This is a genomic window from Ruegeria arenilitoris, assembly GCF_013035315.1.
Lineage (GTDB): Bacteria > Pseudomonadota > Alphaproteobacteria > Rhodobacterales > Rhodobacteraceae > Ruegeria > Ruegeria arenilitoris_D.
Genome location: NZ_WQHP01000006.1, coordinates 241,478 through 265,594 on the forward strand (window position 1 = coordinate 241,478; position 24,117 = coordinate 265,594).

Annotated in this window: 24 protein-coding genes; 14 read left to right on the forward strand and 10 right to left on the reverse strand. The window is 59.2% G+C overall.

The genetic code is table 11. From position 1 onward, the window contains the following. The first annotated feature begins 11 nt into the window (after positions 1-11). Complete coding sequence (locus tag GOV53_RS15025; protein ID WP_367648783.1) at positions 12-734, forward strand: VOC family protein; 723 nt, start codon at positions 12-14, stop codon at positions 732-734. Here GOV53_RS15025 and GOV53_RS15030 read toward each other — a convergent pair whose 3' ends face one another. Further along, positions 735-1,031, reverse strand: a complete 297-nt coding sequence (locus GOV53_RS15030; protein WP_170467920.1) for an HNH endonuclease — start codon at positions 1,029-1,031, stop codon at positions 735-737. 48 nt (positions 1,032-1,079) lie between these two features. Between GOV53_RS15030 and GOV53_RS15035 the strand changes: the two genes are divergently transcribed. Continuing rightward, a complete protein-coding gene (locus GOV53_RS15035) occupies positions 1,080-2,249 on the forward strand; it encodes a TIGR03862 family flavoprotein (protein WP_170467922.1) in 1,170 nt (389 codons plus the stop codon). Here GOV53_RS15035 and holA read toward each other — a convergent pair. From holA to GOV53_RS15055, 4 genes are all read right to left on the reverse strand, one after another. Then, on the reverse strand, positions 2,246-3,274 hold the full coding sequence (gene holA, locus GOV53_RS15040; protein ID WP_170467924.1) for a DNA polymerase III subunit delta: 1,029 nt from the start codon (positions 3,272-3,274) through the stop codon (positions 2,246-2,248). The two genes, GOV53_RS15035 and holA, sit on opposite strands and share 4 nt — an antisense overlap. Then, on the reverse strand, positions 3,271-3,762 hold the full coding sequence (gene lptE / locus GOV53_RS15045) for an LPS assembly lipoprotein LptE (RefSeq protein ID WP_170467926.1): 492 nt from the start codon (positions 3,760-3,762) through the stop codon (positions 3,271-3,273). Before lptE ends, holA begins: the two co-directional genes overlap by 4 nt. Beyond that, positions 3,749-6,283 (reverse strand): leucine--tRNA ligase, encoded by a 2,535-nt coding sequence (leuS, locus tag GOV53_RS15050; RefSeq protein WP_170467928.1) that lies wholly within the window; start codon positions 6,281-6,283, stop codon positions 3,749-3,751. The genes lptE and leuS overlap by 14 nt, the downstream gene beginning before the upstream one ends. Positions 6,284-6,355: 72 nt before the next feature. Next, complete coding sequence (locus GOV53_RS15055) at positions 6,356-6,844, reverse strand: DUF3576 domain-containing protein (RefSeq protein WP_170427467.1); 489 nt, start codon at positions 6,842-6,844, stop codon at positions 6,356-6,358. 281 nt (positions 6,845-7,125) lie between these two features. Here GOV53_RS15055 and GOV53_RS15060 point away from each other — a divergent pair, with 281 nt between their 5' ends. Both GOV53_RS15060 and GOV53_RS15065 read left to right on the forward strand, forming a co-directional pair. Continuing rightward, positions 7,126-8,145 carry a porin gene (locus GOV53_RS15060; RefSeq protein WP_170467930.1) on the forward strand — a complete coding sequence of 340 codons (1,020 nt, stop codon included), beginning with the start codon at positions 7,126-7,128 and terminating at the stop codon, positions 8,143-8,145. 102 nt (positions 8,146-8,247) lie between these two features. Then, complete coding sequence (locus GOV53_RS15065; protein WP_170467934.1) at positions 8,248-8,907, forward strand: YggS family pyridoxal phosphate-dependent enzyme; 660 nt, start codon at positions 8,248-8,250, stop codon at positions 8,905-8,907. On the opposite strand, the gene GOV53_RS15070 is transcribed toward GOV53_RS15065, so the two are convergent. Both GOV53_RS15070 and ribA read right to left on the reverse strand, forming a co-directional pair. Beyond that, entirely contained in the window at positions 8,891-9,391 is a 501-nt protein-coding gene (locus tag GOV53_RS15070; RefSeq protein ID WP_170467936.1) for a L,D-transpeptidase family protein, read from the reverse strand. The genes GOV53_RS15065 and GOV53_RS15070 overlap by 17 nt on opposite strands. Then, positions 9,388-10,482 carry a GTP cyclohydrolase II gene (gene ribA, locus GOV53_RS15075; protein WP_170467938.1) on the reverse strand — a complete coding sequence of 365 codons (1,095 nt, stop codon included), beginning with the start codon at positions 10,480-10,482 and terminating at the stop codon, positions 9,388-9,390. Before ribA ends, GOV53_RS15070 begins: the two co-directional genes overlap by 4 nt. Before the next feature lie 160 nt (positions 10,483-10,642). On the opposite strand from ribA, the gene GOV53_RS15080 reads away from it, so the two are divergent. The 6 genes from GOV53_RS15080 (at position 10,643) to GOV53_RS15105 (ending at position 15,063) form a co-directional block, all read left to right on the forward strand. Continuing rightward, positions 10,643-11,329 carry a response regulator transcription factor gene (locus tag GOV53_RS15080; RefSeq protein WP_058272567.1) on the forward strand — a complete coding sequence of 229 codons (687 nt, stop codon included), beginning with the start codon at positions 10,643-10,645 and terminating at the stop codon, positions 11,327-11,329. Positions 11,330-11,759: 430 nt separating this feature from the next. Beyond that, a complete protein-coding gene (locus GOV53_RS15085) occupies positions 11,760-12,248 on the forward strand; it encodes a CHAP domain-containing protein (protein WP_170467940.1) in 489 nt (162 codons plus the stop codon). 181 nt (positions 12,249-12,429) lie between these two features. Further along, positions 12,430-13,218 carry an exodeoxyribonuclease III gene (locus GOV53_RS15090; RefSeq protein ID WP_170467942.1) on the forward strand — a complete coding sequence of 263 codons (789 nt, stop codon included), beginning with the start codon at positions 12,430-12,432 and terminating at the stop codon, positions 13,216-13,218. 76 nt (positions 13,219-13,294) lie between these two features. Next, complete coding sequence (gene trxA, locus GOV53_RS15095) at positions 13,295-14,212, forward strand: thioredoxin (RefSeq protein ID WP_170467944.1); 918 nt, start codon at positions 13,295-13,297, stop codon at positions 14,210-14,212. Positions 14,213-14,239: 27 nt separating this feature from the next. Next, positions 14,240-14,881, forward strand: coding sequence for an LON peptidase substrate-binding domain-containing protein (locus GOV53_RS15100; protein WP_170467953.1), 642 nt, complete (start codon positions 14,240-14,242; stop codon positions 14,879-14,881). Further along, positions 14,878-15,063: a Trm112 family protein gene (locus GOV53_RS15105; RefSeq protein WP_170427449.1), complete on the forward strand. Its 186-nt coding sequence runs from the start codon at positions 14,878-14,880 to the stop codon at positions 15,061-15,063. The genes GOV53_RS15100 and GOV53_RS15105 overlap by 4 nt, the downstream gene beginning before the upstream one ends. Here the strand turns inward: GOV53_RS15105 and GOV53_RS15110 are convergent. Then, complete coding sequence (locus tag GOV53_RS15110; protein ID WP_254439298.1) at positions 15,060-16,322, reverse strand: FAD-dependent monooxygenase; 1,263 nt, start codon at positions 16,320-16,322, stop codon at positions 15,060-15,062. The genes GOV53_RS15105 and GOV53_RS15110 overlap by 4 nt on opposite strands. 53 nt (positions 16,323-16,375) lie before the next feature. Here GOV53_RS15110 and GOV53_RS15115 point away from each other — a divergent pair, with 53 nt between their 5' ends. The 4 genes from GOV53_RS15115 to GOV53_RS15130 all read left to right on the forward strand — a co-directional run bounded on the left by GOV53_RS15115 (position 16,376) and on the right by GOV53_RS15130 (position 22,534). Next, positions 16,376-17,704, forward strand: coding sequence for an amidase (locus tag GOV53_RS15115; protein ID WP_170467955.1), 1,329 nt, complete (start codon positions 16,376-16,378; stop codon positions 17,702-17,704). 108 nt (positions 17,705-17,812) lie between these two features. After that, positions 17,813-18,994 carry an aminotransferase class I/II-fold pyridoxal phosphate-dependent enzyme gene (locus tag GOV53_RS15120; protein WP_170467957.1) on the forward strand — a complete coding sequence of 394 codons (1,182 nt, stop codon included), beginning with the start codon at positions 17,813-17,815 and terminating at the stop codon, positions 18,992-18,994. Between the two features lie 14 nt (positions 18,995-19,008). Beyond that, the gene (locus GOV53_RS15125) at positions 19,009-21,897 is read left to right on the forward strand and encodes a DNA translocase FtsK (protein ID WP_170467958.1); all 2,889 of its coding nucleotides are present in this window, start codon (positions 19,009-19,011) and stop codon (positions 21,895-21,897) included. 40 nt (positions 21,898-21,937) lie between these two features. Continuing rightward, on the forward strand, positions 21,938-22,534 hold the full coding sequence (locus tag GOV53_RS15130; protein ID WP_170467960.1) for a LolA family protein: 597 nt from the start codon (positions 21,938-21,940) through the stop codon (positions 22,532-22,534). A gap of 12 nt (positions 22,535-22,546) precedes the next feature. Here GOV53_RS15130 and GOV53_RS15135 read toward each other — a convergent pair whose 3' ends face one another. Both GOV53_RS15135 and GOV53_RS15140 read right to left on the reverse strand, forming a co-directional pair. Beyond that, positions 22,547-23,128: a lytic transglycosylase gene (locus GOV53_RS15135; protein ID WP_170427439.1), complete on the reverse strand. Its 582-nt coding sequence runs from the start codon at positions 23,126-23,128 to the stop codon at positions 22,547-22,549. A gap of 60 nt (positions 23,129-23,188) precedes the next feature. Beyond that, positions 23,189-24,070 carry an AEC family transporter gene (locus GOV53_RS15140; protein WP_170467962.1) on the reverse strand — a complete coding sequence of 294 codons (882 nt, stop codon included), beginning with the start codon at positions 24,068-24,070 and terminating at the stop codon, positions 23,189-23,191. Positions 24,071-24,117 lie beyond the last annotated feature (47 nt).

Consider the following 24,117-nt stretch of genomic DNA (forward strand, 5'->3'; position numbering starts at 1 on the left):
GGCTGTCTGGCTTGCGATTGCGAGTCGCCGATCCCAAAAAACTGGCGTCGTTCTACACGGATGTTCTGAGCATGTCGGTTAGACAACAAGGGGTTAGTCTGCGGGTCGGCTATCCGGGGCAGGATGCCGATTTGCTTTTGATGCCCGGCGACGGGGGCTACACGCATGACACTGGCCAACGCTATTGGAAGATCGGGATCACCGTACCGGATGTCGATCTGGCGGCCGCAGTCCTGCGCGACAAAGGGGTCGAGGGCTCGGAGCCCAGGCAGTTTCTGGACATTGGCTATATGTGCCACCTCAAAGACCCTGAGGGCTTTGTGATCGAATTGCTGCAACACGATTTCGAAGAAAACCGCCCGGAAAATGCGGCGGACCCCGATGCGCCCTTTGCCAAGGCCTGCATCGGCCAGATCACTCTACGCACCGGAGATATTGCAGCGGAGGATGCGTTCTATCAGGCGCAGGGCATGCGTCTGCTTTCAATGCAGGATGTCGAACCATACGGATTCGACCTGCATTTTTACGCTTTCACTGATGATGTGCCACCGAACCCCGATCTTTGGGCCGTAGAGAACCGCGAGTGGCTGTGGAAACGCGCTTACACGGCGCTCGAATTTCAGCACGTCGCTGGTGCCCGGTTTGCCAATGTGCCGGACTACGGCGGATTAGAAGTTGAAGGGCTTGCCGCGCCCGCGCGGGATGCCTTTGGCGATCCGGTGAACCCAGGCTGATCAGCGTCCACGCCGCTTGCCCGGTACTTTCGAGCGAAATCCGGGTGGGCGCTTGCGGACCCAGTTCAGGAATTTCTCAAGCCGGGGATGAGCGCGCAGCGCCTCGACCGTGTTGAAACTGCGGGCCAGTTCCGCTTCGGTCAGGGTCGCGTGCACTTCTTTATGGCAAATCTGATGCAGCAGGACCGTGGGTCCGCCCTTGCCCCCTTTGAGTTTTGGGATCAGATGGTGCAGGCTGCCAGCCCCATCGGGGATCGGGCGGTCGCAAAGCGGGCAGATCGGATCGCTGTTCGTCATGGCATGGATAAAGTTGCGCCGGGTGGTGCGAAAGGCAAGAGGGCGGGGATGGCACAGGCATTGGTGATCGGCGGCGGACCCGCGGGCCTGATGGCGGCTGAGGAATTGGCCAAAGCCGGGCATGCCGTTCTGGTGGCCGAGGCCAAGCCGTCGTTGGCCCGGAAGTTCCTGATGGCTGGGAAATCCGGGCTGAACCTGACCAAGAACGAACCGTTTGAGACTCTGATGTCCTCCTATGCCGAGGCCACGGACTGGTTGCGTCCGATGATTGCAGAATTCGACGCCTCGGATGTGCAAACATGGGCGCAGGGGCTTGGGCAAGAGTTGTTCACCGGTTCGACCGGACGCGTGTTTCCAAAAGTGATGAAAGCCTCGCCGCTTTTGCGAGCATGGCTCGAAAGGTTGGGCGCTGCGGGCGTGCAGGTCAGAACGCGCTGGCGCTGGGTAGGGTGGGACGACAGACGGTCCATTTTTGACACGCCCGACGGCAGGCAAGGAATCAACGCGGATGTGACTGTTCTGGCGCTGGGCGGGGCAAGCTGGGCGCGGTTGGGATCGGACGGAGCATGGGCGCCTATGCTACGAGGCAAAGGTGTCGCGCTTACTCCATTCGCGCCTGCAAACTCGGCCATTTCTGTCGACTGGAGCCCGCATATGCAGCCTCATTTTGGCGCGGCGTTGAAGTCAGTCCGCTGGATGGCCGGAGAATTGGAAAGCCGGGGTGAGGCTGTGATCTCGGCCACAGGTCTGGAGGGCGGGGGGCTTTATTCCCTGACCCCGGCGTTGCGGGCGGGCGCGGGTTTGTTCGTCGATTTGGTCCCGGATGTGACTGAATCCGCCTTGCAGGCGCGGATTGAGGCCAAACGCGCGAAAAAAACGACGTCGCAATGGCTTAAGAAGTCTCTGAAACTGCCGCCGCAGAAAATCGCGCTGTTTCATGAGATGACCCAGCGGGGCGCTGAGCTCACTGCATTGAGACGCCTTCCCATTCTCGGTGCAGGCCTTCGCCCCATGGACGAAGCCATTTCCACCGCTGGTGGTGTGGCGCGGTCCGCGTTGAATGATGGCCTGATGCTGACCGGATGCCCCGGTTTGTTCTGCGCGGGCGAGATGTTGGATTGGGAGGCCCCGACCGGGGGCTATTTGCTGACGGCCTGTCTGGCCACGGGCCGTTGGGCTGGACGCAACGCTGCGGAATGGCTTGATCGGACCGCTTAGCGCGTACGCGCCAGCATCGCCAGACGGATCATTGCCCGTTCAACCAAGGCCATCGCGGGGGCTGTTTGCCCGGCAGAGCGCAGCGACAGGTCCGTATCGGTCAGAACCGTCAAAGCAGTTTGCAATTTCGGCGCGCCCCATCCCTGCGCCTGACGCAGAATGCGGTCGCGACGCTTGCCGTAGACCGGCGGGCGCAGCTTGCCGATCCCCTGAGCTGTCCCGCCGGGATCGGAGGCGCAGGCATAAAGTGTCCGAAAATGTCGGGTGGCGCCGATACACAGGCTGACCGCATTGGTACCTTGCGATTGAAGACGCCGGATCAGCGGCCCGATCTCACCCGCGCGCCCCTCGGCCACCACGTTCAGCACATCGTCCAGAGCCGCCTCGGTCGAGCGGGGCGCGCAGGCTTCGATATCCTCGATCGTCAGTTCCGAACTGTCGCCTCGTTTGTAAAGTGACAACTTCTCAATGGTTTGGGTGAAATCACCGGGGCTGATGCCGGTCGCCAATTCGGTGATCGCAGACATCGAGTCGCGGGGGATATTCTGCAAGCCGGCCTCGGACAGAATCCGTTCGACCTCGGCCCGCGATGGAGGATCGTCATAGATTCCAACCGCATAAGCCGAAGGGTGCGTTTCGAACGCTTTGCGGATTTTTGAGCTGGCTTTGAGCTGCCCTGCTGTCACGATGACTTGGGCGTCTCCGGGAACCCAATCTTCCAAAGCGGCCAAGATTGCCGGTGCGGCTGTGTCGGTTGTGTCTTCGACAAATACCGCGCGCGGTCCGGGAAAGAAGCCAACCGCCTTGACCGCATCCAGCAGCAAAGCGGGATCACCCCGCAAGTCAGCGCCGGGCAGTCGAGTCAGGCGCATTTCCTCTTCGGCACTTGCGCCCAGCAAAGCGGCCAGAACCTGCTGCCGCTTTAACGCGACCCGCATCGCGTCTGCGCCGTAAATCAGCAGCCCGGTCTTGTCCGCATCGGGTTTTGAAAAATACCCATCGGCCTCGCGCGGGCTCAGCTTCATGCGGACAGGCCCGGTGTGGCGTACAGGCGGGTGATGATCTGGTCCGACAACAGCACCATCAGGCGCTCCGTCGCGTCGCGTTCACTGGCCAGTGTCGACACGGTGGAACCCGCAGCTGAGTATCCCACGAAATCGGTGACTGTGCCTGAGGCAAGAATCTGACCGGTTGCGTTCGATCTAAGCGCATAGTTTGCGGTTCCATTAATGGTAAGTCTGTTGGTTTCGTTCGTGGTGGTGATAGCCGCAGCAACGGTCCTTGTCCGTACCGAAACATCCAGTTTGTATTCGCTGCCGGATGTCGCGCTGCGTCCTAGCTTTTGTTCCAAATCCTCGACCAGAAGGTAGCTGGTGACCGTGTTTGGCTCGGACACAGCTACGCGGCCAAAAAGCGCTGAGCCTGCTCCGCCCGGAGCATACACAGGCTCAAACCCGCAAGCGGCAAGCGCCAGCGGCATCAACAACAGGGTTCTGCGATCAAACGACGACATTCACGATACGGCCCGGTACAACGATCACTTTTTTCGGCGCATTACCATCCAGCGCCTTTTGTACAGCTTCGGTGCTGAGCGCGATTTTTTCAACCTCGTCCTTAGCCATATCCTTGGCGACGCTGATTTCCGCGCGGCGTTTGCCGTTGATCTGGATCGGAAGGGTCACGGTGTCGTCGACCAGCATGGCTTCATCGGCGACGGGCCATGCGGCGGTGGCGACCAGTCCTTCTCCGCCCAACAGCTGCCACAGCTCTTCGGACAGGTGCGGGGTCATGGGTGACATCAGCTGTGCCAGCGTTTTGGCTGCTTCGCGCTTGGCCGCGGTTCCGGCCTTGGATTTGGCCAGAGTGTTGGTGAATGCGTAAAGCTTAGCGATCGAGGCGTTGAAGCCAAAGGATTCGACGCCGCCGGTCACGTCATGGATGGCTTTGTGCATCTCGCGCAGCAAGGTTTCGTCTTCAGCGTTGGCCGGAACGTCCGACTCGGCAATCTCCGAGGCGATGCGGTGCACGCGGCTGAGGTGCTTGAATGCGGCTTCGGCCCCGGATGCTGTCCATTCAACGTCCCGCTCAGGCGGCGAATCGGACAGCACGAACCAGCGCGCAGTGTCGGCACCGAAGGCCGAGATGATGCTGACCGGGTCGACCACGTTCTTCTTGGATTTCGACATTTTGGCCGAGGGGATGATCTCGACCTCAGTGCCGTCAGCCAGTTTTCCGTCGGTCACGTCCTCGGGCAGGTGATAGACCGGGCGGCCATTGGCGTCGCGGGTCTGGTAGATCTCATGTGTCACCATGCCTTGGGTGAACAGCGCATCGAAGGGTTCGATGGCTTTTTTCGGCAGGTGGCCAGTGATGTTCATCGCCCGTGCGAAGAAACGGGAATAAAGCAGATGCAGAATCGCGTGCTCAATCCCGCCGATGTACTGGTCGACATTCATCCAGTATTCAGCCTCGGCCAGGTCGGTCGGTGTTTCAGCGCGCGGGGCGGTGAAACGGGCGAAGTACCAGGACGAATCGACGAAGGTGTCCATCGTGTCGGTTTCACGTTTGGCCGGCGCACCGCATTTCGGGCAGGAACAATCGCGCCACGTCGGGTGGCGGTCCAGCGGATTGCCCGGTTTGTCAAAGGTCACATCATCGGGCAGTTGAACCGGCAGGTTCTCTTTCTTCTCAGGCACCACACCGCAGCTGTCGCAATGAACGACGGGAATCGGGCAACCCCAATAGCGTTGGCGGCTGAGGCCCCAGTCGCGAAGCCGGTATTTGGTGACGCCTTCGCCCCAACCAGCCTTTTCGGCGAAATCGACTGTGGTGTTGATTGCCTCGTCACCGGTCGCCTCGGTCAGGCCTGCGAAATGGTTCACCCAACGGACTTTTTCGGTCTTTGGCGGCACAAATGCGATCTTGTCGACCGGAGTGTCGTCATCCAAGGCAAAGAAGGTGTCCACCACGGGCAGGCCGTATTTGCGGCAGAAATCGAGGTCGCGCTGGTCATGGGCCGGGCAAGCAAAGATTGCGCCAGTGCCGTAGTCCATCAGGATGAAGTTCGCGATCCAGACTGGCAGCTCCCAGTTCGGGTCCAGCGGATGCTTGACCTTGATCCCGGTGTCATAACCCAGCTTCTCAGCGGTCTCGATGGCCTCTTCGGTCGTGCCACCCTTGCGGCATTCGGCAACGAACGCGGCAACCTCTGGGTTTTCAGCTTCCAGCTGCTTGGCAATTGGGTGATCCGGCGAGATGCCGACAAAAGATGCGCCGAGCAGCGTATCGGGCCGAGTCGTATAGACGGTGATCGGCTCACCTCCGTCGGTGCGTTCAAACCCGAATTGAAGGCCGCGCGATTTGCCGATCCAGTTCTCCTGCATCAGGCGCACCTTCGCAGGCCAGTTGTCGAGCGTATCAAGTGCGTCCAGCAATTCCTCGGAATAATCGCTGATCTTGAAGAACCACTGCGTCAGCTCCCGGCGTTCCACCAGCGCGCCCGAGCGCCAGCCGCGCCCGTTTTCCACCTGTTCGTTGGCCAGAACGGTCATGTCGACCGGATCCCAGTTCACCACGGCGTTTTTGCGGTAAACCAGTCCGGCTTCGAGCATATCCAGGAACAGCGCCTGCTGCTGGCCGTAATATTCGGGGTCGCAGGTGGCGAACTCGCGGGACCAGTCGATAGACAGGCCCAGAGGCTTCATCTGACCGCGCATGTCGGCAATGTTGCCATAGGTCCAGTCTTTCGGATGGCCGCCAATGGCCATTGCCGCGTTTTCCGCAGGCATTCCGAAAGCGTCCCAGCCCATCGGGTGCAGCACGTTATGGCCGGTCGCCAGTTTGTGCCGCGCGATTACGTCGCCCATCGTATAGTTGCGCACATGCCCCATATGGATCCGGCCAGAGGGGTAGGGGAACATCTCAAGCACGTAGTATTTCGGCTTGTCCACCTTGTGGCTGGCGGTGAAGATTCCGGCCTTGTCCCAGGCTTCCTGCCATTTTGCTTCGATTTCGTTGGCCGAGTAGCGCGACATGGTGCGGTCCTTCGTGAATGAAAACGCCGGGCATGAACCCGGCGTGGTAATATTGTGATTTTCGGCGGGTGGCTAGAGCTTGTTGTCCGCAATACGCAGCTGACGGGCGCGATTCAGGATCGCATCCTCGACCGCTCGCGTCGTTGCGGCGCTGACCGGAGCGCCCCCACTGGATTGCAACGCAACCGACAGAGACCGCGCGGCCAATGCCGGGTCACTTATATGTACGGTTGCCCGGTAAGAGCGCCCGCCACCCGGCGGTGTGCCGTAACCCGTTACAATAACGCCGGTAAATGGATCGACTTCCTGAACAGGCAGAAAGTTCAGTACATCTAGCGAGGCTGCCCAGAGATAGCGATTCACATTAACGATCTGTTCGGCATTGCCGCGGTCGAACACATCCCAGATGGTCGTACGCTCGGGATCGTTAAGCTCTCGTTCAGCAGAGCTGGTGCTGTCTGTATTCAGCAGATCGGGATTCGGTGCAGCACCCCGATTCTGTCCGCAGGCCGACACGGCAGCAGTCATTATGATCAAACCGAAAATCGTCTGCAGGCGCATTGTCGACTGGTCCTGTTTCACTTGGTCTACTTTGTTCAGTGTTACTCCTAGACAAGGTCCAGTTCAGCAACAACCCTATTCTTCTTACATATGCTGGCGCGGTATGCAGATAAGGCTCCAAATGCGACTGTGGCATCCTTGCACCAATTTGTGGCCAATGCGTGCTGCTCGTTTAAGGCAAGCTTGCGTGAAGGGGGCAAAAAAAGCGAAACGGTTCCCGTGCTGAGACATGTGCTGAGGCATGTGTCGAGTAGAAAAACTTTGAAACCGAGGGAAACAAGATGAAAAAAGTTCTCTTCGCATCGACCGCTCTGATCGCAACCGCAAGTGTTGCAGCGGCCGACGTACGCTTCAGCGGCTATGGCCGTTTTGGTATTGGTTACCTGGAAGACCGCACCGGTACCGTAACCAACATCGACACCACAACCACTCCGCCGACCATCGACGAAGCGGTTGTCCCAACTGACGAAACCATTCTGGTCTCGCGCTTCCGTCTGAACATCGATGGCGTTGTCGAAACCGACGGCGGTGTTGAGTTCTCGGCTCGTGTTCGTCTGCAGGCTGACGAAAATGCCGGTAACGGTGAAGCAAACGCAGCTGGCCTGAACGGCGCACGCTTCTCGGTCATCTACGGTGGTCTGCGTGTTGACGCGGGCAACGTTGCTGGCGCATTCGACAACCTGGCAAACTACTACGGTAACGAGCCTGGCCTGGAAAACTTCATCGGTCAGTACTCCGGTGTTGACTATAGCTTCCTGGGTTACTCGTCGACCGGTTCCGGTTCGAACGCTGTGTTCTTCCAGTATGCAGTTGGCGACTTCGCCTTTGGCGCATCGTACGACCAAGCAACTTTCGCAGTTAACGGCCTTCCCGAGGACGGCTCTCGCTGGGACATCAGCGCGACCTACAACTTCGCGAACGTAACTGCTGCTCTGGCTTATGGTCAGACCAAAGCTTCTGTAGACTCGATCACCGAAAAGCAGTCGCTGACCGTTCTGACCCTGGGTGCAGAATTTGGTGACTTCTCGGGTACGATCTTTGTCGCAGACGACGATGTTGTGAACGAAGCACGCAACGGTACCGCATACGGTCTGTCGGCAGCCTACAACCTGGGCGCTGCTACCACCCTGACCTTCGCTTACGGTGACGGTTCGGCTGATGACGACCTGCAGCAGTACGGTATTGGTGCCATCTACGACCTGGGCGGCGGTGCATCGCTGCGCGGTGGTATCGGCAACCAGAAGCGTGGCGACGGCGAGAGCCAGCTGCGCGCTGACTTCGGTGCTCAGTTCAACTTCTAAGTTGATCTAAACCGCAAGGTTTAAGGGCAGGTCTTCGGACCTGCCCTTTTCTTTTGCGCAGACTTGGTGTTTTTCTGCCGTCAAAGCACAGAGAGGAAACCCATGTCGCTGCACGACATTACCGCCCGAATCGCCAAAGCCGAAGCTGCTGCAGGCCGCCCTGCAGGGTCGACCAAACTGATCGCCGTTTCAAAGGTGCAGCCCAACGAACGCGTCGAGGCCGTTCTGGAACAAGGGCATCGCTGTTTCGGTGAAAACCGGGTGCAAGAGGCCGCGGGCAAATGGCCCGAATTCAAAGAGCGGTTTTCGGGCATAGACTTACATCTGATCGGACCGTTGCAAACCAACAAAGCCCGTCAGGCAATCGAGCTGTTCGACGCAATCCATTCGGTCGACCGACCGAAACTGGCCAAATCGCTTGCGCGGCTGGCTCAGGAAGTCGGTCATTGCCCGGACGTGTTCATTCAGGTCAACACCGGAGAAGAAGAGCAGAAAGCGGGTATCATGTCCGTTGATGCCGATGCCTTTATTGCCGAATGCCGCGAACTGGATTTGCCGATCCAAGGGCTGATGGCGATCCCGCCGGTGGACGAAGAACCTTCACTGCATTTTGCTTTGCTGGCCAAGATCGCCGAGCGCAATGGATTGCAGGGATTGTCGATGGGGATGAGCGGCGACTTCGAACAGGCCATCGCATTGGGTGCGACCCATGTGCGCGTGGGCTCGGCCATCTTTGGTGAGCGTGTCAGGCCTGAGGGATAATCAGCCGCGTTCCGGGTAAGAGCTGACCTGCGATCCAGTGCAGATGGTCGCGTCGAAATGCAATGCAGCCCTCGGTCGGATAGCCGGGGCGGCGCCATTGATGCAAAAAGATTGCGGACCCGCGCCCCGGTACGGCGTTCGGCCAGTTCCAGTCGGTGATCAACACAAGGTCATACAATGGATCGGCGCGCCTTAGTTTCTCGTGGCTATGGCCATAGGGCGCGCTGACCATCTGGTTGTACTCGCTGTCTGCGCTGTCATCCGACCACAAATCTTGGGGCCCAATGGGCGTGGCCCATGTGGTTGGGGCTGCAAGCCTGTCAGGTCGGAACAGCATTCCCACGATCCGATGCACACCAATTGGGGTTGCTCCATCGCCTTCGCGTTTGTCTTTGGTCAGGCCGCCCTTGCCGATGGAACAGGGAAACAGGCGGCCAGCAAAGCGGACGCCGCGCGGGGTTAGCACCAGATCATCAGGGGTCACAGCAAATGGCCTGATTTGGCGGCTTTGGTCGCCAGGTATCCTCGGTTATGGGCCGTTTCACCAACTTTCAGCGGTACTCGCTCGGTCACGGCGATGCCGGTCTTTTCCATCATCGCGATCTTTGCCGGGTTGTTGGTTAGCAATCGAACCGAGCTGAACCCCAGTTCTTTCAGGATGTCCGAACCCAAACGGAAATCCCGCTCATCATCTTCAAACCCAAGCCGGTGATTGGCTTCCACCGTGTCGAAACCCTGATCCTGCAGGAAATAGGCGCGCATCTTGTTGGCGAGTCCGATCCCGCGACCTTCCTGATTGAGATACAGCAAGACGCCGGCCCCTTCAGTACCCATCTGGGCAAGTGCTCCGCGTAGCTGTGGACCGCAGTCGCATTTCAGGCTGCCCATCAGGTCGCCGGTGAAGCAGGCGGAATGCAGGCGGGCCAGAACAGGTTTACTGCGGTCGGGGCGTCCGATCTCGACGGCGTAATGCTCCTCCCCGCCATCTTCGGGGCGGAAGACGTGCAGGCGGCCAGCTTCGGATACCTCCATTGGCAAACGCGCGGCAGCGATTGCGTGCAGCGCGCTGCGATCGGCCAAATGTGGTGCGGCGCGCGTGTGGTCGATACAGGTCAGGCCGTGGGTGGCCGCAAAATTGCGACCATCCTCAACGGGAACCACCACGGCGGCGGGCAACAGGCGAGCGGATTTGGTCAATGAAATTGCGATCCGATGCAGGTTGGCGCTGCCCTGACGTTCTGTCATCAGAGGGCCTTTCATCGGCGCATTCAGGTCATCAGACGGATCGGCGACGGCCTGAACCCAGGCGATATCTGCATCGGATGGAATGATCACCCGCGCCAGATCGCCGTCATATGCTCGTGCCTTAAGCGTTTCCGCCCGCCGTACGGTGACTGCGACCACCGGCTGGCCTTCGAGGCTGCGCAGATCCGCAAGTCGCTGTGCGCTCAGCGTTTCTGAAGCGATGGCCAGAACGCTGAACCCTGTGTCATCTGTAAGTACGACAGGAACGCCCATGCGCAGATCAGCCCGGGCGCGGGCCAGCAATTCCGAGATATCCGGGATAAGACTCATCTATGTTACCCTATAACGTGTAGGTGTCGTCTAACCTGATCAGAGGGAAATGTGAAACATTTCCTCTACGTCAGACACATGGGCGTGAGACCATTGCAGTAAAACTTGTTGATTGCGAAATCTGTACGCAAATGGTGGAAAAGGCTTAGGAGGACCGCACATGGCTCAGCTCAAGAAAATCCTGCTGGTGGATGATGACGAAGACCTGCGCGAGGCGCTCAGCGAGCAACTTGTGATGACCGAGGATTTCGACGTGTTCGAAGCCGCAGACGGCCAATCCGCCATGGAACGCGCGCGCGAAGCGATCTATGACCTGGTCATTCTGGATGTGGGCCTGCCGGACACCGATGGGCGCGAGCTGTGCCGTCTGATGCGCAAACAAGGCGTCAAAAGCCCGATTCTGATGCTGACTGGCCATGACAGCGACGCCGATACCATCCTGGGCCTGGACGCCGGCGCCAATGACTATGTTTCCAAGCCGTTCAAATTTCCGGTTCTTCTGGCCCGCATCCGCGCCCAGCTGCGCCAGCATGAACAATCCGAGGACGCGGTCTTTGTTCTGGGGCCGTATACCTTCAAACCGGCCATGAAGATGCTGATCACCGAAGAGGACCGCAAGATTCGCCTGACCGAGAAAGAGACGAACATTCTCAAGTTCCTCTACCGCTCGGCCGATGGGGTGGTTGCACGCGATGTGCTGCTGCACGAGGTCTGGGGCTATAACGCCGGGGTCACCACTCATACGCTGGAAACTCACATTTACCGTCTGCGCCAGAAGATCGAGCCTGACCCTTCGAATGCACGCCTTTTGGTCACAGAATCGGGCGGATATCGCCTGGTCTCGTAACTCCGGGTGGAATGACGTGGATCAAAGTGATACTCTGGATGTGTGATTAGATTACTCCCAACCCGCGCATGTCCGGGTTAAGACATGCACCTCCCTGTTGGACTGCCGGGCCTTTGGCCCGGCTTTTTTTGTGTTGGGGATGTCAACGAATGTCCGTTCAGGGCACCTAGTGACCGATGCTGCGCGATCAACCGATGGCGACTATGCGCCAAAAGCTGACTTTGCAAAGTCGGGCGTTTGGTCCATAGCCGAGGAACATCAACTGGCAAATTCCTGCCGGGGAACAAGCTAGGCTCTTTTCACAACCCGCAAGATCGCCATAAAGCTTATCAACCCATCAAACCGGCAACATAGTTTCTTGCAAAACAGCGACAGCACAACGACTACGAAACGGCCGCGCCTGCCTGGTACCGCTCGCGCGGCGTTTACGATGGGGCTTTTTGCTCTTGTATCTGCCTGCGCTCAGGGCTCAAACGACGCGGGTCTCGATCCAGAACGTCAGGCCATGGCGTTGCGCGAAGTCTCACAAAAACAGGCTCGAGGGCAAAGGGTGTGGTGTGTGCCCTACGCACGTAACCTCAGCGGTATTGAAATTCGCGGAAACGCCAAGGACTGGTGGGGCAAGGCGCGCAGTACTTTTGAACGAGGCAGTGAACCGGTTGTCGGTGCGGTTATGTCATTTCGAGCAACCCGAGGGATGCCCCTTGGTCACGTGGCCGTCGTATCCGATGTTGTGACCAACAGGGAAGTCATCGTGAACCACGCCAACTGGCACCGCAACAAGGTATCATTGAAAATGGGCGTCAAGGATGTATCCAAGAACAATGATTGGACGTTGGTCCGCGTCGAAAGTCATCCGGGCCGGTATGGCAGCTTCTACCCGGTGAACGGGTTCATTTATCCCAAAGTTGACGACTAGCCTAAGTCAGTTATGGATCGCATACGGCGTACATCCGGCGGATGGTTCATAAAGCGGCCCGCCAGCGCAAGCGGGCCAATGACGGAAAAGTCCGCATAGCTGCTCTTCAGCGACCGTTTCCTATGGCACCCCACCCAACACCACGCTAACCTCGCGCCCAACTGCGACAGAGGATTTCCCCATGCCCTTTACCCTTGCTACCTGGAACATCAACTCGGTCCGTCTGCGCGAGCCTATCGTGCTGAAATTGCTGCAAGAAGAGGCACCGGATGTTCTTTGCTTGCAAGAGTGCAAGTCGCCCGTTGAAAAGATCCCGACCGAAGGGTTTGCAGAACTGGGTTACACCCACATGGTTGCGCGCGGGCAAAAGGGCTATAACGGCGTCGCCATCCTGTCGCGCATCCCGATGGAAGAGGCGGGCGACAAGGATTTCGCGGGGCTCGGGCACGCGCGCCACATTGCGGGGCGTCTGGAAAACGGCGTGACAATCCACAATTTCTACGTCCCCGCTGGTGGCGATATTCCGGATCGCGAAAAGAACGAAAAGTTTGGACAAAAGCTCGACTATCTCACCGACATGCGCGACTGGTTCCATGCCGAGAAGCCCGAGAAATCCATTCTTGTTGGCGACCTGAATATTGCCCCGCGAGAAGACGATGTCTGGTCGCACAAACAACTTCTCAAGGTCGTGTCGCACACGCCGATCGAGGTTGAACATCTGGCCGAAACCCAGGACGCGGGGGGATGGGTCGATGTAACTCGGCAGGATATTCCCGAAGGGCAATTGTATAGCTGGTGGTCCTATCGCGCGCGCGACTGGGACGCAGCCGACAAAGGGCGGCGGCTGGATCACGTTTGGGCTACGCCCGATATTTCGAACGCGGGGCATTCCAGCCGCATCCTGCGCGATGCGCGGGGGTGGGAAAAACCCAGTGATCACGCGCCGGTCTTTGCGACATTCGACCTTTGACCCTGCAACTCTACTATTGGTTTCTGCCCCTCGGGGTTGCATATAGAGGCCAAATTCGAATGAAAGAGTGAATGCCATGGACCTTCTGAACCCTGCAGCCGGACCGGATGCCGCCGATCTGATCATAGACGGATCCGAGGCCACCTTTATGGCCGATGTTGTTGAGGCCTCGCAGGAGACCCCTGTGATCGTGGACTTCTGGGCACCCTGGTGTGGTCCTTGCAAGACGCTGGGCCCGTTGCTGGAAGAGGCCGTGACCGCCGCCAAGGGGGCGGTGAAGATGGTCAAGATCAACGTGGATGAGGCGCAGATGATCGCGTCTCAGATGCGCATTCAGTCGATCCCGACCGTTTATGCGTTTTTCAAAGGCCAGCCGGTCGACGGATTTCAAGGCGCGTTGCCGGGGTCCGAGATCAAGGCTTTTGTAGACCGTGTTATCGAAGCTGCGGGCGGCGAAAGCCCCGGCGGACAACTGGACGATGCGGTCCAGGCCGCCGAAGAGATGCTGGCCGAAGGTGCCGCTGTTGATGCGGCCCAGACTTTCGCGGCGATTTTGGGCGAAGACCCGAACCACGCGGCCGCTTATGGCGGTTTGGTGCGCGCGCATATCGCATCGGATGATCTTGAGCAGGCCGAGGCCATCCTGAATGGCGCACCGGCGGAAATCTCATCATCGCCCGAGCTTGAAGCAGCCCACGCTCAGCTTGAGCTGGCGAAACAGGCTGCCGACGCAGGCCCGGTGGGCGAGTTGAAAGTGGCCGTTGAGGCGGACCCGGACAACCATCAGGCCCGTTTCGACCTTGCGCAGGCCCTGCACGCCAATGGCGAAGTTGAAGAAGCGGTTGCGCAATTGCTGGAACTGTTCCGTCGGGATCGCGAATGGAATGACGGCGCGGCCAAGACGCAGCTGTTTACCATTTTCGACGCGCTCAAGCCGAATGACCCGGTTGTTCTGAACGGACGGCGCAAACTCAGCTCGATGATATTTGCCTAAACTCCGATCAGAGCTACACTCGGGTACATGATGCATCCCGCTGATCTGCCGGAGACGGTCTCCGTTTTCCCATTGCCCGGGGCGCTGCTGCTGCCCCGATCCCGCTTGCCGCTGCATATCTTTGAGCCGCGCTACCTGCAAATGCTGGACGACGCGCTGAAAACGCCCGAGCGCTTGATCGGTATGGTGCAGCCGAACCCGACCCTGTCCAACGACAACAAGCTGCATCAGATTGGCTGCGCGGGGCGTGTGACACAGTTTTCTGAAACCGAAGATGGTCGGTACCTGATCACGCTGACCGGTATTTCGCGATTCCGGATCAAGTCCGAGCTGGACGCGTTCACGCCCTATCACCGCTGCGCCGTTTCGTGGGACGGGTTTGAGCGTGATTTGGGTAAGGCCGAGGCGGACGACGCCTTTGATCGGTCTCGGTTTTTGAACCTGCTCGAACGGTTCTTTTCCTCTCGCCAGCTGTCCACGGATTGGGACACCCTGAAGGACGCCGACGATGAGTTGTTGGTGAATTCCCTGTCGATGTTGCTGGATTTTGACCCCGAAGAGAAACAAGCCTTGCTCGAAGCACCTTGCCTTCGCACCCGGCGCGAGACATTGGTGACACTGATTGAATTCGCCATGCGCGGCGGATCGAGCGAGGAAAAACTGCAATGACCGAAGTCGAACACCCTTTTGACCGCCACATGCTTGAGGCGCTGATCTGCCCGCAGACGCACACCACGCTGCATTATGACGCCGAAAAGCAAGAACTGGTGTCTAAAGCTGCTAATCTGGCCTTTCCGATCCGAAACGGCATCCCGGTTATGCTGGTGGACGAGGCGCGGCAGCTGGACTAAATCGCACGCCCCTGAAGCAGTTTTGGCAGGTCCCCGGTCAGCCCGGCGGCCTCGCGCACGAAACCGCGGCGCAGGCCGGGAAATGAACCAACGATCCCCATTCCGATATCGCGACCCATGCGCAGGATCGGATTGTCGTTGGAAAACAGCTTGTTGAACACGTCTGTCGCCATAGCCAGCGATGCCGTGTCGAACCGCCTCCATTCCTGATAGCGTTCCAGTACCAGAACCGAGCCGATATCCTCGCCCCGCCGCCCCGCAAGCGTCAGAACTTCGGCCAGGGCACCGACATCGCGCAGGCCAGCGTTCAAGCCCTGACCTGCGATCGGGTGCATGCCGTGGGCAGCATCGCCGACCAAAGCCATGCGATCCCCGATGAAGGAGTTCGCAATTGTCAGGTTCAGCGGATAGGTAAACCGGTCTCCGGCCAGTCGGATGTCCCCCAGAAAATCGCCGAAGCGCGGGCGCAGGACTTGCAGGTACTCATCCTCTGGCATGGCGTTGATGCGTTGCGCCATGTCGGCCTGTTCGCTCCAGACGATCGAACTGCGGTTGCCGGTCAAGGGCAGAATGGCCAATGGCCCGGGCGGCATGAAGAACTGATGTGCGATGCCGTGGTGGGGCAGGTCGTGCTCGATGGCACAGACCAGCGCGGTTTGACCGTAATCCCAGCCCGTGCGTTTAATCCCCGCACGCGAGGCTGTGCCGCTTCGGCGTCCGTCGCACCCCACCAGCAGCCCGCCTGTCACGGTGCTGCCGTCGGCCAGCGTCAGTGTAACGCCCGTATCGTCCGAGGTCTGCGCAACAACGGATTTGCCGCTGATCTGGGTTATGCCGCTCTGATCTGTCATTGCGTCCAGAAACGCGCGGCGCAGGTGGCGGTCCTCGACCATATAGCCCATCGGGCCTTCTTCGATCTCGGCATGGTCGAAATGCAGGAAGAACGGCGATGGACCGGAACCCGCATGGCCATCGGTCACCTTGATCTCAAGCATTGGCTGGGCGTGGTCAGCCACTCGGTCCCAGACACCGATGGCGTCCAGCAATCGCTGCGAGGCCAGAGCCAGCGCATAGGCGCGCCCGTCAAAGGCTGCGTTTTTGCGGGCTTTTTCGGCCAAGGCGTCAATCACGGTGACGGAATGGCCGGTCTGGGCCAGTGCCAATGCCAGCGCCGGGCCATTCAGGCCGCCGCCAACGATCAGGATATTCGAGTTATGTTCCATGGCCTGCAATATGCGCGACCTTTCGGGATTGTCCATGTGCGGTCCTGTCGCTACCGTCGCCCAGAGTGCTTTTTCAAGAGGGGGCGGGCATGCAGGACTGGCTGACCATGACGGCTTGTGACCTTGGCCGTGGCATCGGCATGGGGCAGATTGATCCGGTTGAACTGACCGAGACCTACCTGTCCGCCATCGACGCACATCCCCATCTTGATCGCATCTATGCGCGGGTTACCCATGACCGTGCCCGGGCCGAGGCCCGAGCCGCAAAAGAAAGGGCCAATTTGGGTCTGCGGCGATCCCTGTTGGATGGTGTACCGATCAGTTGGAAGGATCTTTTCGACACCGCTGGAACAGCGACTGAGGCCGGTTCGGCCTTGCTGAAAGGGCGTGTCCCTGAGGCGGACGCCGTCGTCGTGCGTAATGCGACAGCCATGGGCGCAGTCTGTCTGGGCAAGACGCATATGAGCGAACTGGCGTTCTCGGGTCTGGGCCTGAACCCGATCACCGGAACGCCTCCTTGCGTCGATGATGAAGCCGCAGTCCCTGGAGGGTCCTCTTCCGGCGCGGCGGCGTCGGTGGCTTGGGGCTTGGCTGCTGGTGGTATCGGTTCGGATACGGGTGGGTCGGTGCGCATCCCCTCGGCCTGGAACAATTTGGTCGGCCTGAAAACCACGGCCGGACGCGTTAGCCTTGAGGGAACCGTGCCGCTGTGCCTGCGGTTCGACACCGTTGGCCCGCTGGCCCGCTCGGTCGAGGACGCGGCCCAACTACTGGCTTTGCTGGAAGGCGGTTCTCCACCAGACCTGCGGGGGGCTAACCTTAAAGGGCGCCGCTTTGCCAACCTGCAGACTGTTGCACAGGATGACCTGAGAGAGGCGCCGGGGCAGGCATTTAACGAAGCTATCGACCGTTTGACCGCAGCAGGGGCCGAGATCGTTCCGCTTGAAGTACCCGAGCTGAAAGACGCCATGGCGCTTTCGGGTATTCTGTACACAACCGAGGCTTATGGGCTGTGGCGCGATGTGATCGAAGCCAACCCGGATGCTATGTATCCCGAGATTCTGGCGCGTTTTCGCGCCGGTCAAAACGCGACCGGTGCGGATTACATTGCTGCATGGTCCAGGCTGAAAGCCTGCCGGGCGGTGTGGGACGCTGCGACATCCGGTTTTGATGCGGTGCTTGCGCCCACAGCGCCCATCCTGCCACCGAATCTGGACCGGTTGATGAGTGATCACGACTACTATGTCACCGAAAACCTGCTGGCCCTGCGCAACACGCGGATCGGGAACCTGATGGGGCTGGCGGCGCTGACACTGCCTACCGGCACCCCTGGTTGCGGGCTTATGATGATGGGCTATCCGGGGTCGGAAGAAGCCTTGCTCAGGCTTGGATCAGCGGCCGAGGCAGCGTTGGCCTGAATGCCACAATCCCCTGATTCGCCGTCTCTTTGTCTGGACGAAACCGGGCGTGATCTGTAACCTGCTTGGAAAACGGGGCGAAATGACCCCGACATTGAGGCAGTAGTTATGAATTTCCCCGAGCGGTTTTCGAACCTACCGGAATATGCATTCCCGCGTCTGCGCACTCTGTTGGATCACCATCAGCCGGGTGGTGAAGTGATTCACATGACCATTGGCGCGCCGATGCACGATTTCCCTGCATGGGTCACGGATGTGATCACCAAAAACGCGGCCGGATTTCAGGGCTATCCGCCCAATGAAGGCTCGCCCGAGTTGCGCGCGGCAATCACCGGCTGGATTGACCGCCGTTACGGCGTGTCCATGGACCCCGACACCAATGTGATGGCGCTGAATGGCACGCGCGAAGGGCTGTACAACGCCGCGATGGCGCTGTGCCCCGAACAGAAGAACGGCGAAAAGCCCGTTATTCTCTGCCCGAACCCGTTTTATCAGGTCTACATGGTGGCCTCGCTGTCGGTCCGCGCCGATCCGGTATTTGTGCCCGCAACGGCCGCCACCGATCACCTGCCGGACTATGCCGGACTGCCTAAAGACGTGCTGAACCGCACGGTCGCGGCCTATATCTGTTCTCCTGCAAATCCGCAGGGTGCAGTTGCTTCGCGCGATTACTGGGTCGAGCTGATCCAATTGGCAGAAACCTACGATTTCCGCATTTTCGCGGATGAATGCTATTCAGAGATCTACCGCGATGAGGCCCCGACCGGTGTTCTGACCGTCGCAAAAGAGCTTGGGGCTGACCCGGAGCGGATCACCCTGTTCAACTCGCTCTCCAAGCGTTCCAACCTGGCCGGGCTGCGCTCGGGCCTCATCGCTGGCGGTCCCGAAACCATCAAACGGGTCAAGCAGTTGCGGAACTACGCGGGCGCGCCTCTGCCGCTGCCCTTACAAGCTGCCGCAGCAAAGGTTTGGGCGGACGAGGCGCATGTGGTCGAAAACCGCGCGCTTTATCAGGAAAAATACACAATCGCGGACGAAGTTTTTGCCGGTGTACAGGGCTACATGCCGCCTGAGGCCGGTTTTTTCTTGTGGCTGCCGGTCGAGAATGGCGAAGAGACCACGTTAAAGCTGTGGCAAGAGACCGGCGTTCGGGTCCTGCCAGGCGCATATCTTTCTCAAGGTGATCCGGGGCAAAACCCGGGCGAGCAATTTATCCGGGTCGCAATGGTGGCCCCAAAAACAGAGTTACAGCAGGGGCTAATCACGCTCCGCGACTGCATCTATTCGTGAGGTACGAGGGCAAAATGGCATCATATAACGCGCGCAACCGCGATCCATTGCTGGACAGCACGACTCAGGCCGCCATCGAGCGGCGCAGTAAGGAATTGATCGGGATCGCCCTGATCCTGCTCGGGTTGGCTTCGGCCGCGATGATCTGGTCCTATACACCGGATGATCCGAACTGGATGGTGTCGACCGACGCGCCCGTGCAGAACTGGATGGGGCGGATCGGTGCCTCGATCGCAGCCCCGCTGTTCATGATCGTTGGCTGGGGCAGTTGGAGCATCGCGCTGGTGCTGATCGGTTGGGGTGTTCGCTTTGCCGGACACTTTGGCGAAGAACGCGCCGTTGCCCGTCTGATCTTTGCCCCGATCTGGATTGCCGTTGTGTCCGTTTATGCTGCCACTCTGGTACCCGGCGAAGCCTGGCGCACAACGCACAGCTTTGGTTTGGGTGGCCTGTTTGGCGACACAGTCATGGGCGCATTGCTGACGTTGCTGCCGATTTCGTCGCATTTCATGGTCAAGCTGATGTCTCTGGCAATGGCTGCCGGGATGCTGGCGCTTGGGACATTTGTCCTTGGCTTCACAAAGGCGGATGTGCGCAAAGGCGCACGCGCCTTCCTGCTGGGTCTTGTGATGGCCTACGACCTGCTGATGAACCTGCTGGGGCGGGGTGCTTCGGCTACTGCTCAGGCGGCTCGCGACCGTCGCGCGCTGTGGGAAGAACGCAAGGCTGCCCGCGCCGAGGCGGTGTTTGACGATGATTTGGCCTATGCTGACCCGATTTTCGAAGAGCCGGAACTGGAAGTTGAATCCGAGCCTGCCAAGCCCGGTCTATTGGCGCGGATGCCCAGCCTGATCCGCCGTCCTGAACCAATGCCAGAGCCGGAACTGATCGACCGCGAACCGGTTGCTGGGTTTGATGAGATGCCGGGCGAAGATCGAATTCGTTCAAAGATTTCCGCTGCCGTCCGCAATCGTAAGGTGGCCGTCGGTGAGATGGCACCGGAACATGACCCGAACCTGCCGCTGACCAAAGGGCGCGGTCGGGGGCCGGACCCGTTGATCCTGAATTCTGGGGCAGGGGAATTGCCGCCCGAGCCACCGGTGACCTCGGTCGGTCTGCCGCCCGAGCCGATGCTGACCGCAGATCCAGCGCCGGAATGGCAGCAGGAGCCGCTGCATCAGGATTTTGCGTCTGAACCGGATTTTGAAGACGAGGCCGTGTTCGAGGACGCGCCCGAGCCTGCGCCGCAGCCGCGCCCGGCGATGAAAATCCCCGTGGCCGAACCACGCAAGCCGGTGGTGGCGCAACCCGTGCGCCGTGCGCCGCAGCCCTCGCGCCGCGCGCAGGCCGAGGCGCAACCGGCACTGTCCTTCGAAGATCGGCATTCGGATTTCGAATTGCCGCCGCTGAGCCTGTTGTCCAACCCGGCCAGCATTCAGCGCCATCACCTCAGCGATGAGGCGTTGGAGGAAAACGCGCGGATGCTAGAGAACGTGCTGGATGACTACGGCGTGAAGGGTGAGATCGTCAGCGTTCGCCCCGGTCCGGTTGTCACTATGTATGAACTGGAGCCCGCTCCGGGCCTGAAAGCCAGCCGCGTGATCGGTCTGGCTGACGACATTGCGCGGTCGATGTCTGCGCTGTCGGCACGTGTTTCGACCCTGCCGGGGCGCTCGGTCATCGGTATCGAACTGCCGAATGAGAACCGTGAGATGGTGGTACTGCGTGAAATCCTTGCCAGCCGCGATTTTGGCGATGGCAACCACGCGCTGCCGCTGGCCTTGGGCAAGGATATCGGCGGTGAATCCGTTGTTGCCAACCTGGCCAAGATGCCTCACCTGCTGATCGCGGGTACGACCGGTTCCGGTAAGTCGGTTGCGATCAATACGATGATCCTGTCGCTGCTGTACAAGCTGTCGCCGGACGAATGCCGCCTGATCATGATCGACCCCAAGATGCTGGAACTGTCGGTCTATGACGGCATCCCGCATCTGCTCTCACCCGTTGTGACTGACCCGAAAAAGGCGGTCGTGGCCTTGAAATGGGTCGTGGGCGAGATGGAAGACCGCTATCGCAAGATGTCCAAGATGGGAGTGCGCAATATCGCGGGCTACAATGGGCGTGTGAAGGATGCTCTGGCCAAAGGCGAGATGTTCAGCCGTACGGTCCAAACCGGCTTTGACGACGAAACCGGCGAGCCGACGTTCGAGACGGAAGAGTTCGCACCAGAATCGATGCCCTATATCGTCGTCATCGTCGACGAGATGGCGGACCTGATGATGGTCGCGGGCAAAGAAATCGAAGCTTGCATCCAGCGTCTGGCGCAGATGGCGCGGGCCTCGGGTATTCACCTGATCATGGCGACCCAACGCCCGTCGGTCGACGTGATTACAGGCACAATCAAGGCGAACTTCCCAACCCGGATTTCGTTCCAGGTGACTTCGAAAGTCGATAGCCGTACCATTTTGGGCGAGATGGGTGCCGAACAACTGTTGGGGCAGGGCGACATGCTCTATATGGCGGGCGGTGCCAAGATTACGCGCTGCCATGGTCCATTTGTCTCGGACGAAGAGGTTGAGGAAATCGTCAACCACCTGAAACAGTTCGGCCCGCCGGACTACATGAGCGGCGTCGTCGATGGCCCGGCCGAGGAAAAGGCCGACAATATCGACGCGGTTCTGGGTCTGAACACCGGTGGCAACACCAACGGCGAAGACGCCCTTTACGATCAGGCGGTGGCGATCGTGATCAAGGATCGCAAATGCTCGACCTCATACATCCAGCGGAAACTTGCCATCGGCTATAACAAAGCTGCGCGACTTGTTGAGCAGATGGAGGACGAAGGCGTTGTTTCGTCGGCAAATCACGTCGGTAAGCGGGAAATCCTCGTCCCGGAGCAGTAGGATATTTAATAACAAGAGCAAAGCGCTTATCTGATGTCACATGAAACAGATTGCTTTTGCCCTTGCGCTGACACTGACCGCACCCGCGGCCTGGGCCGCTGACAAGCTGCCATTGTCGCAGATCTCAAACTACCTGAACGGTTTGAAGACCGTTGAGACGACATTCACGCAGGTGAATGATGACGGCTCGCTGAGCACCGGTAAGCTATGGATGGAACGGCCCGGTAAGATGCGGTTCGAATACGATCCGCCCAACAGTGCCGTGGTTCTGGCCCGTGCCGGCACGGTGCAGATTTTCGATCCGAAATCCAATCAACCGCCCGAGCAATACCCGCTGAAACGCACGCCGTTGTCGTTGGTACTGGCGCGGAATGTGAACCTCGGGCAGGCCAATATGGTGGTTGGGCACGACTTTGATGGCACGGCCACGGTCGTTACGGCTCAGGACCCCAAGAACCCTGAATCCGGACGGATTGAATTGATGTTCACCGGAGATCCGATTGAGCTGCGCAAGTGGGTCATTCACGACAATGCGGGCAGTCAGACCACTGTCCTGCTGGGGCAGTTGACCACAGGCAAGAATATCAGGAACGACCTGTTCTCAAGCTCAAAAAGAAGCGGGTCAAGCAATCGCTGACCCGCTCAATTGTCAGTGTCGGCAGCTTGCCAGCTGGGCCTGATATAGCTTGGCCCGCGCATCCACGTCGTTGGCCACGTTCAGCAACCAGGTTTTGCCATAGTGACTGCCACGGGCATAGCCGGTGTGGCCTTCGTGATAGGCGAGATACTGGTTGCGTGTGTCGGTGGGATGGATACCATTCCGCTGGTAGCTTTTGTTCATATACCAACCGATGAAATCCGAAGCGTCCCGGATGCGATCCCGCTTGGCCCGGCGCTTACCGGTTTCCTTGCGGTATTCGTCCCAGGTTCCGTCCAGCGCCTGGCTGAACCCGTAGGCGCTGCTTTGGCGGCCCATGGGGATCACGCCCAGCACATATTGGTGCGGTGTGCGCGCATCGTGCTTATAGCGGCTTTCCTGATAGATCGTCGCCATCTGAACGTGGACAGGGACACCCCATTTCCGTTCGGTGCTTTTGAAGGCCTTGATAAAATCAGGCCGTTCGCGCGCAATGCTGCACGCGTCGTTCAATCTGCTCGGCGGCTGTTTCGACCCGCCGCCACAGGATGCCAAAAGAAGCACCCCTAGGAGTACGAAAAGAATTCTGCTCATGTGCCTCGTGCCTTTTTTCTTTATTCTAGCGCAGATTGAGAGTTTAGGAAATCACAATCGTTACAAAACAATAGCTAGAATGATAGGCAAAGCGCCCACAGACAGCACCGTCGAGACCATAACCATCCCGGCAACAGCATCTGAATCCGCGTCAAACCGCTCGGCCAGCAAATACGCGGTGACGGCAACCGGGGTGCACATTTGCAAAACCATGACGCCAAAGGCAATTGCGTCCAAATCAAAGGCGCGGGCGATGACCCAGCCGAGGGCAAAACAGACCACCAGTTTCAACGCCGACAACCAGATCGCCTGACCCAGTTTGCGCGTCGTCAACCGCGCGATCGCGACCCCAACGGTGATCAGCATCATCGGGACGGCCATCTGCCCCAAAAGCTCGAGAGTGTTAGTCAGAAATAGCGGCGTTTGCCAACCTCGCCACAGAAACAGCGCGCCCAGAAGCGTGGCCCAAACCATCGGCTCGCGGGCGACTTTGCCGAATGCGCCCTTCCCGGCGACAAGATAGATGCCGTAAGTGAATGAAAACAGGGCGGTAATGGCCAGAAAGATGACAGCAAAACCCAATCCCGCCTGCCCAAAGGCAAAGATGCACAGCGGCAGACCCAGATTGCCCGTGTTGCCAAAGATGAGCGGCGCAAGATAGGTCCGGCGGTCCAGACCTGACAGCCGGACAAACACGCCAAACACCACAGCCAGAGCCACATGGCCCGCAATTGCAGCCAGTGTGAAGCGAGTTAGTTCGCCCCCCGGAATCTCGGTTTGCATCAGCGCCACAAAGATCAGGCTCGGCACGGCCAACGTCACGGCAAGGCGTGTTACGAACTCCAAACGGTATTCGAAACCCAGCTTAACCCAGGTGAATCCGATGCCCGCCAGCAGGAAAACCGGAGCCACAATTTCGAACACTGTCAGTAAGAGGTTCACAGACTGTTTCCTTTAATTTCCGATCAATGATTGGCATTTCGGCCCGG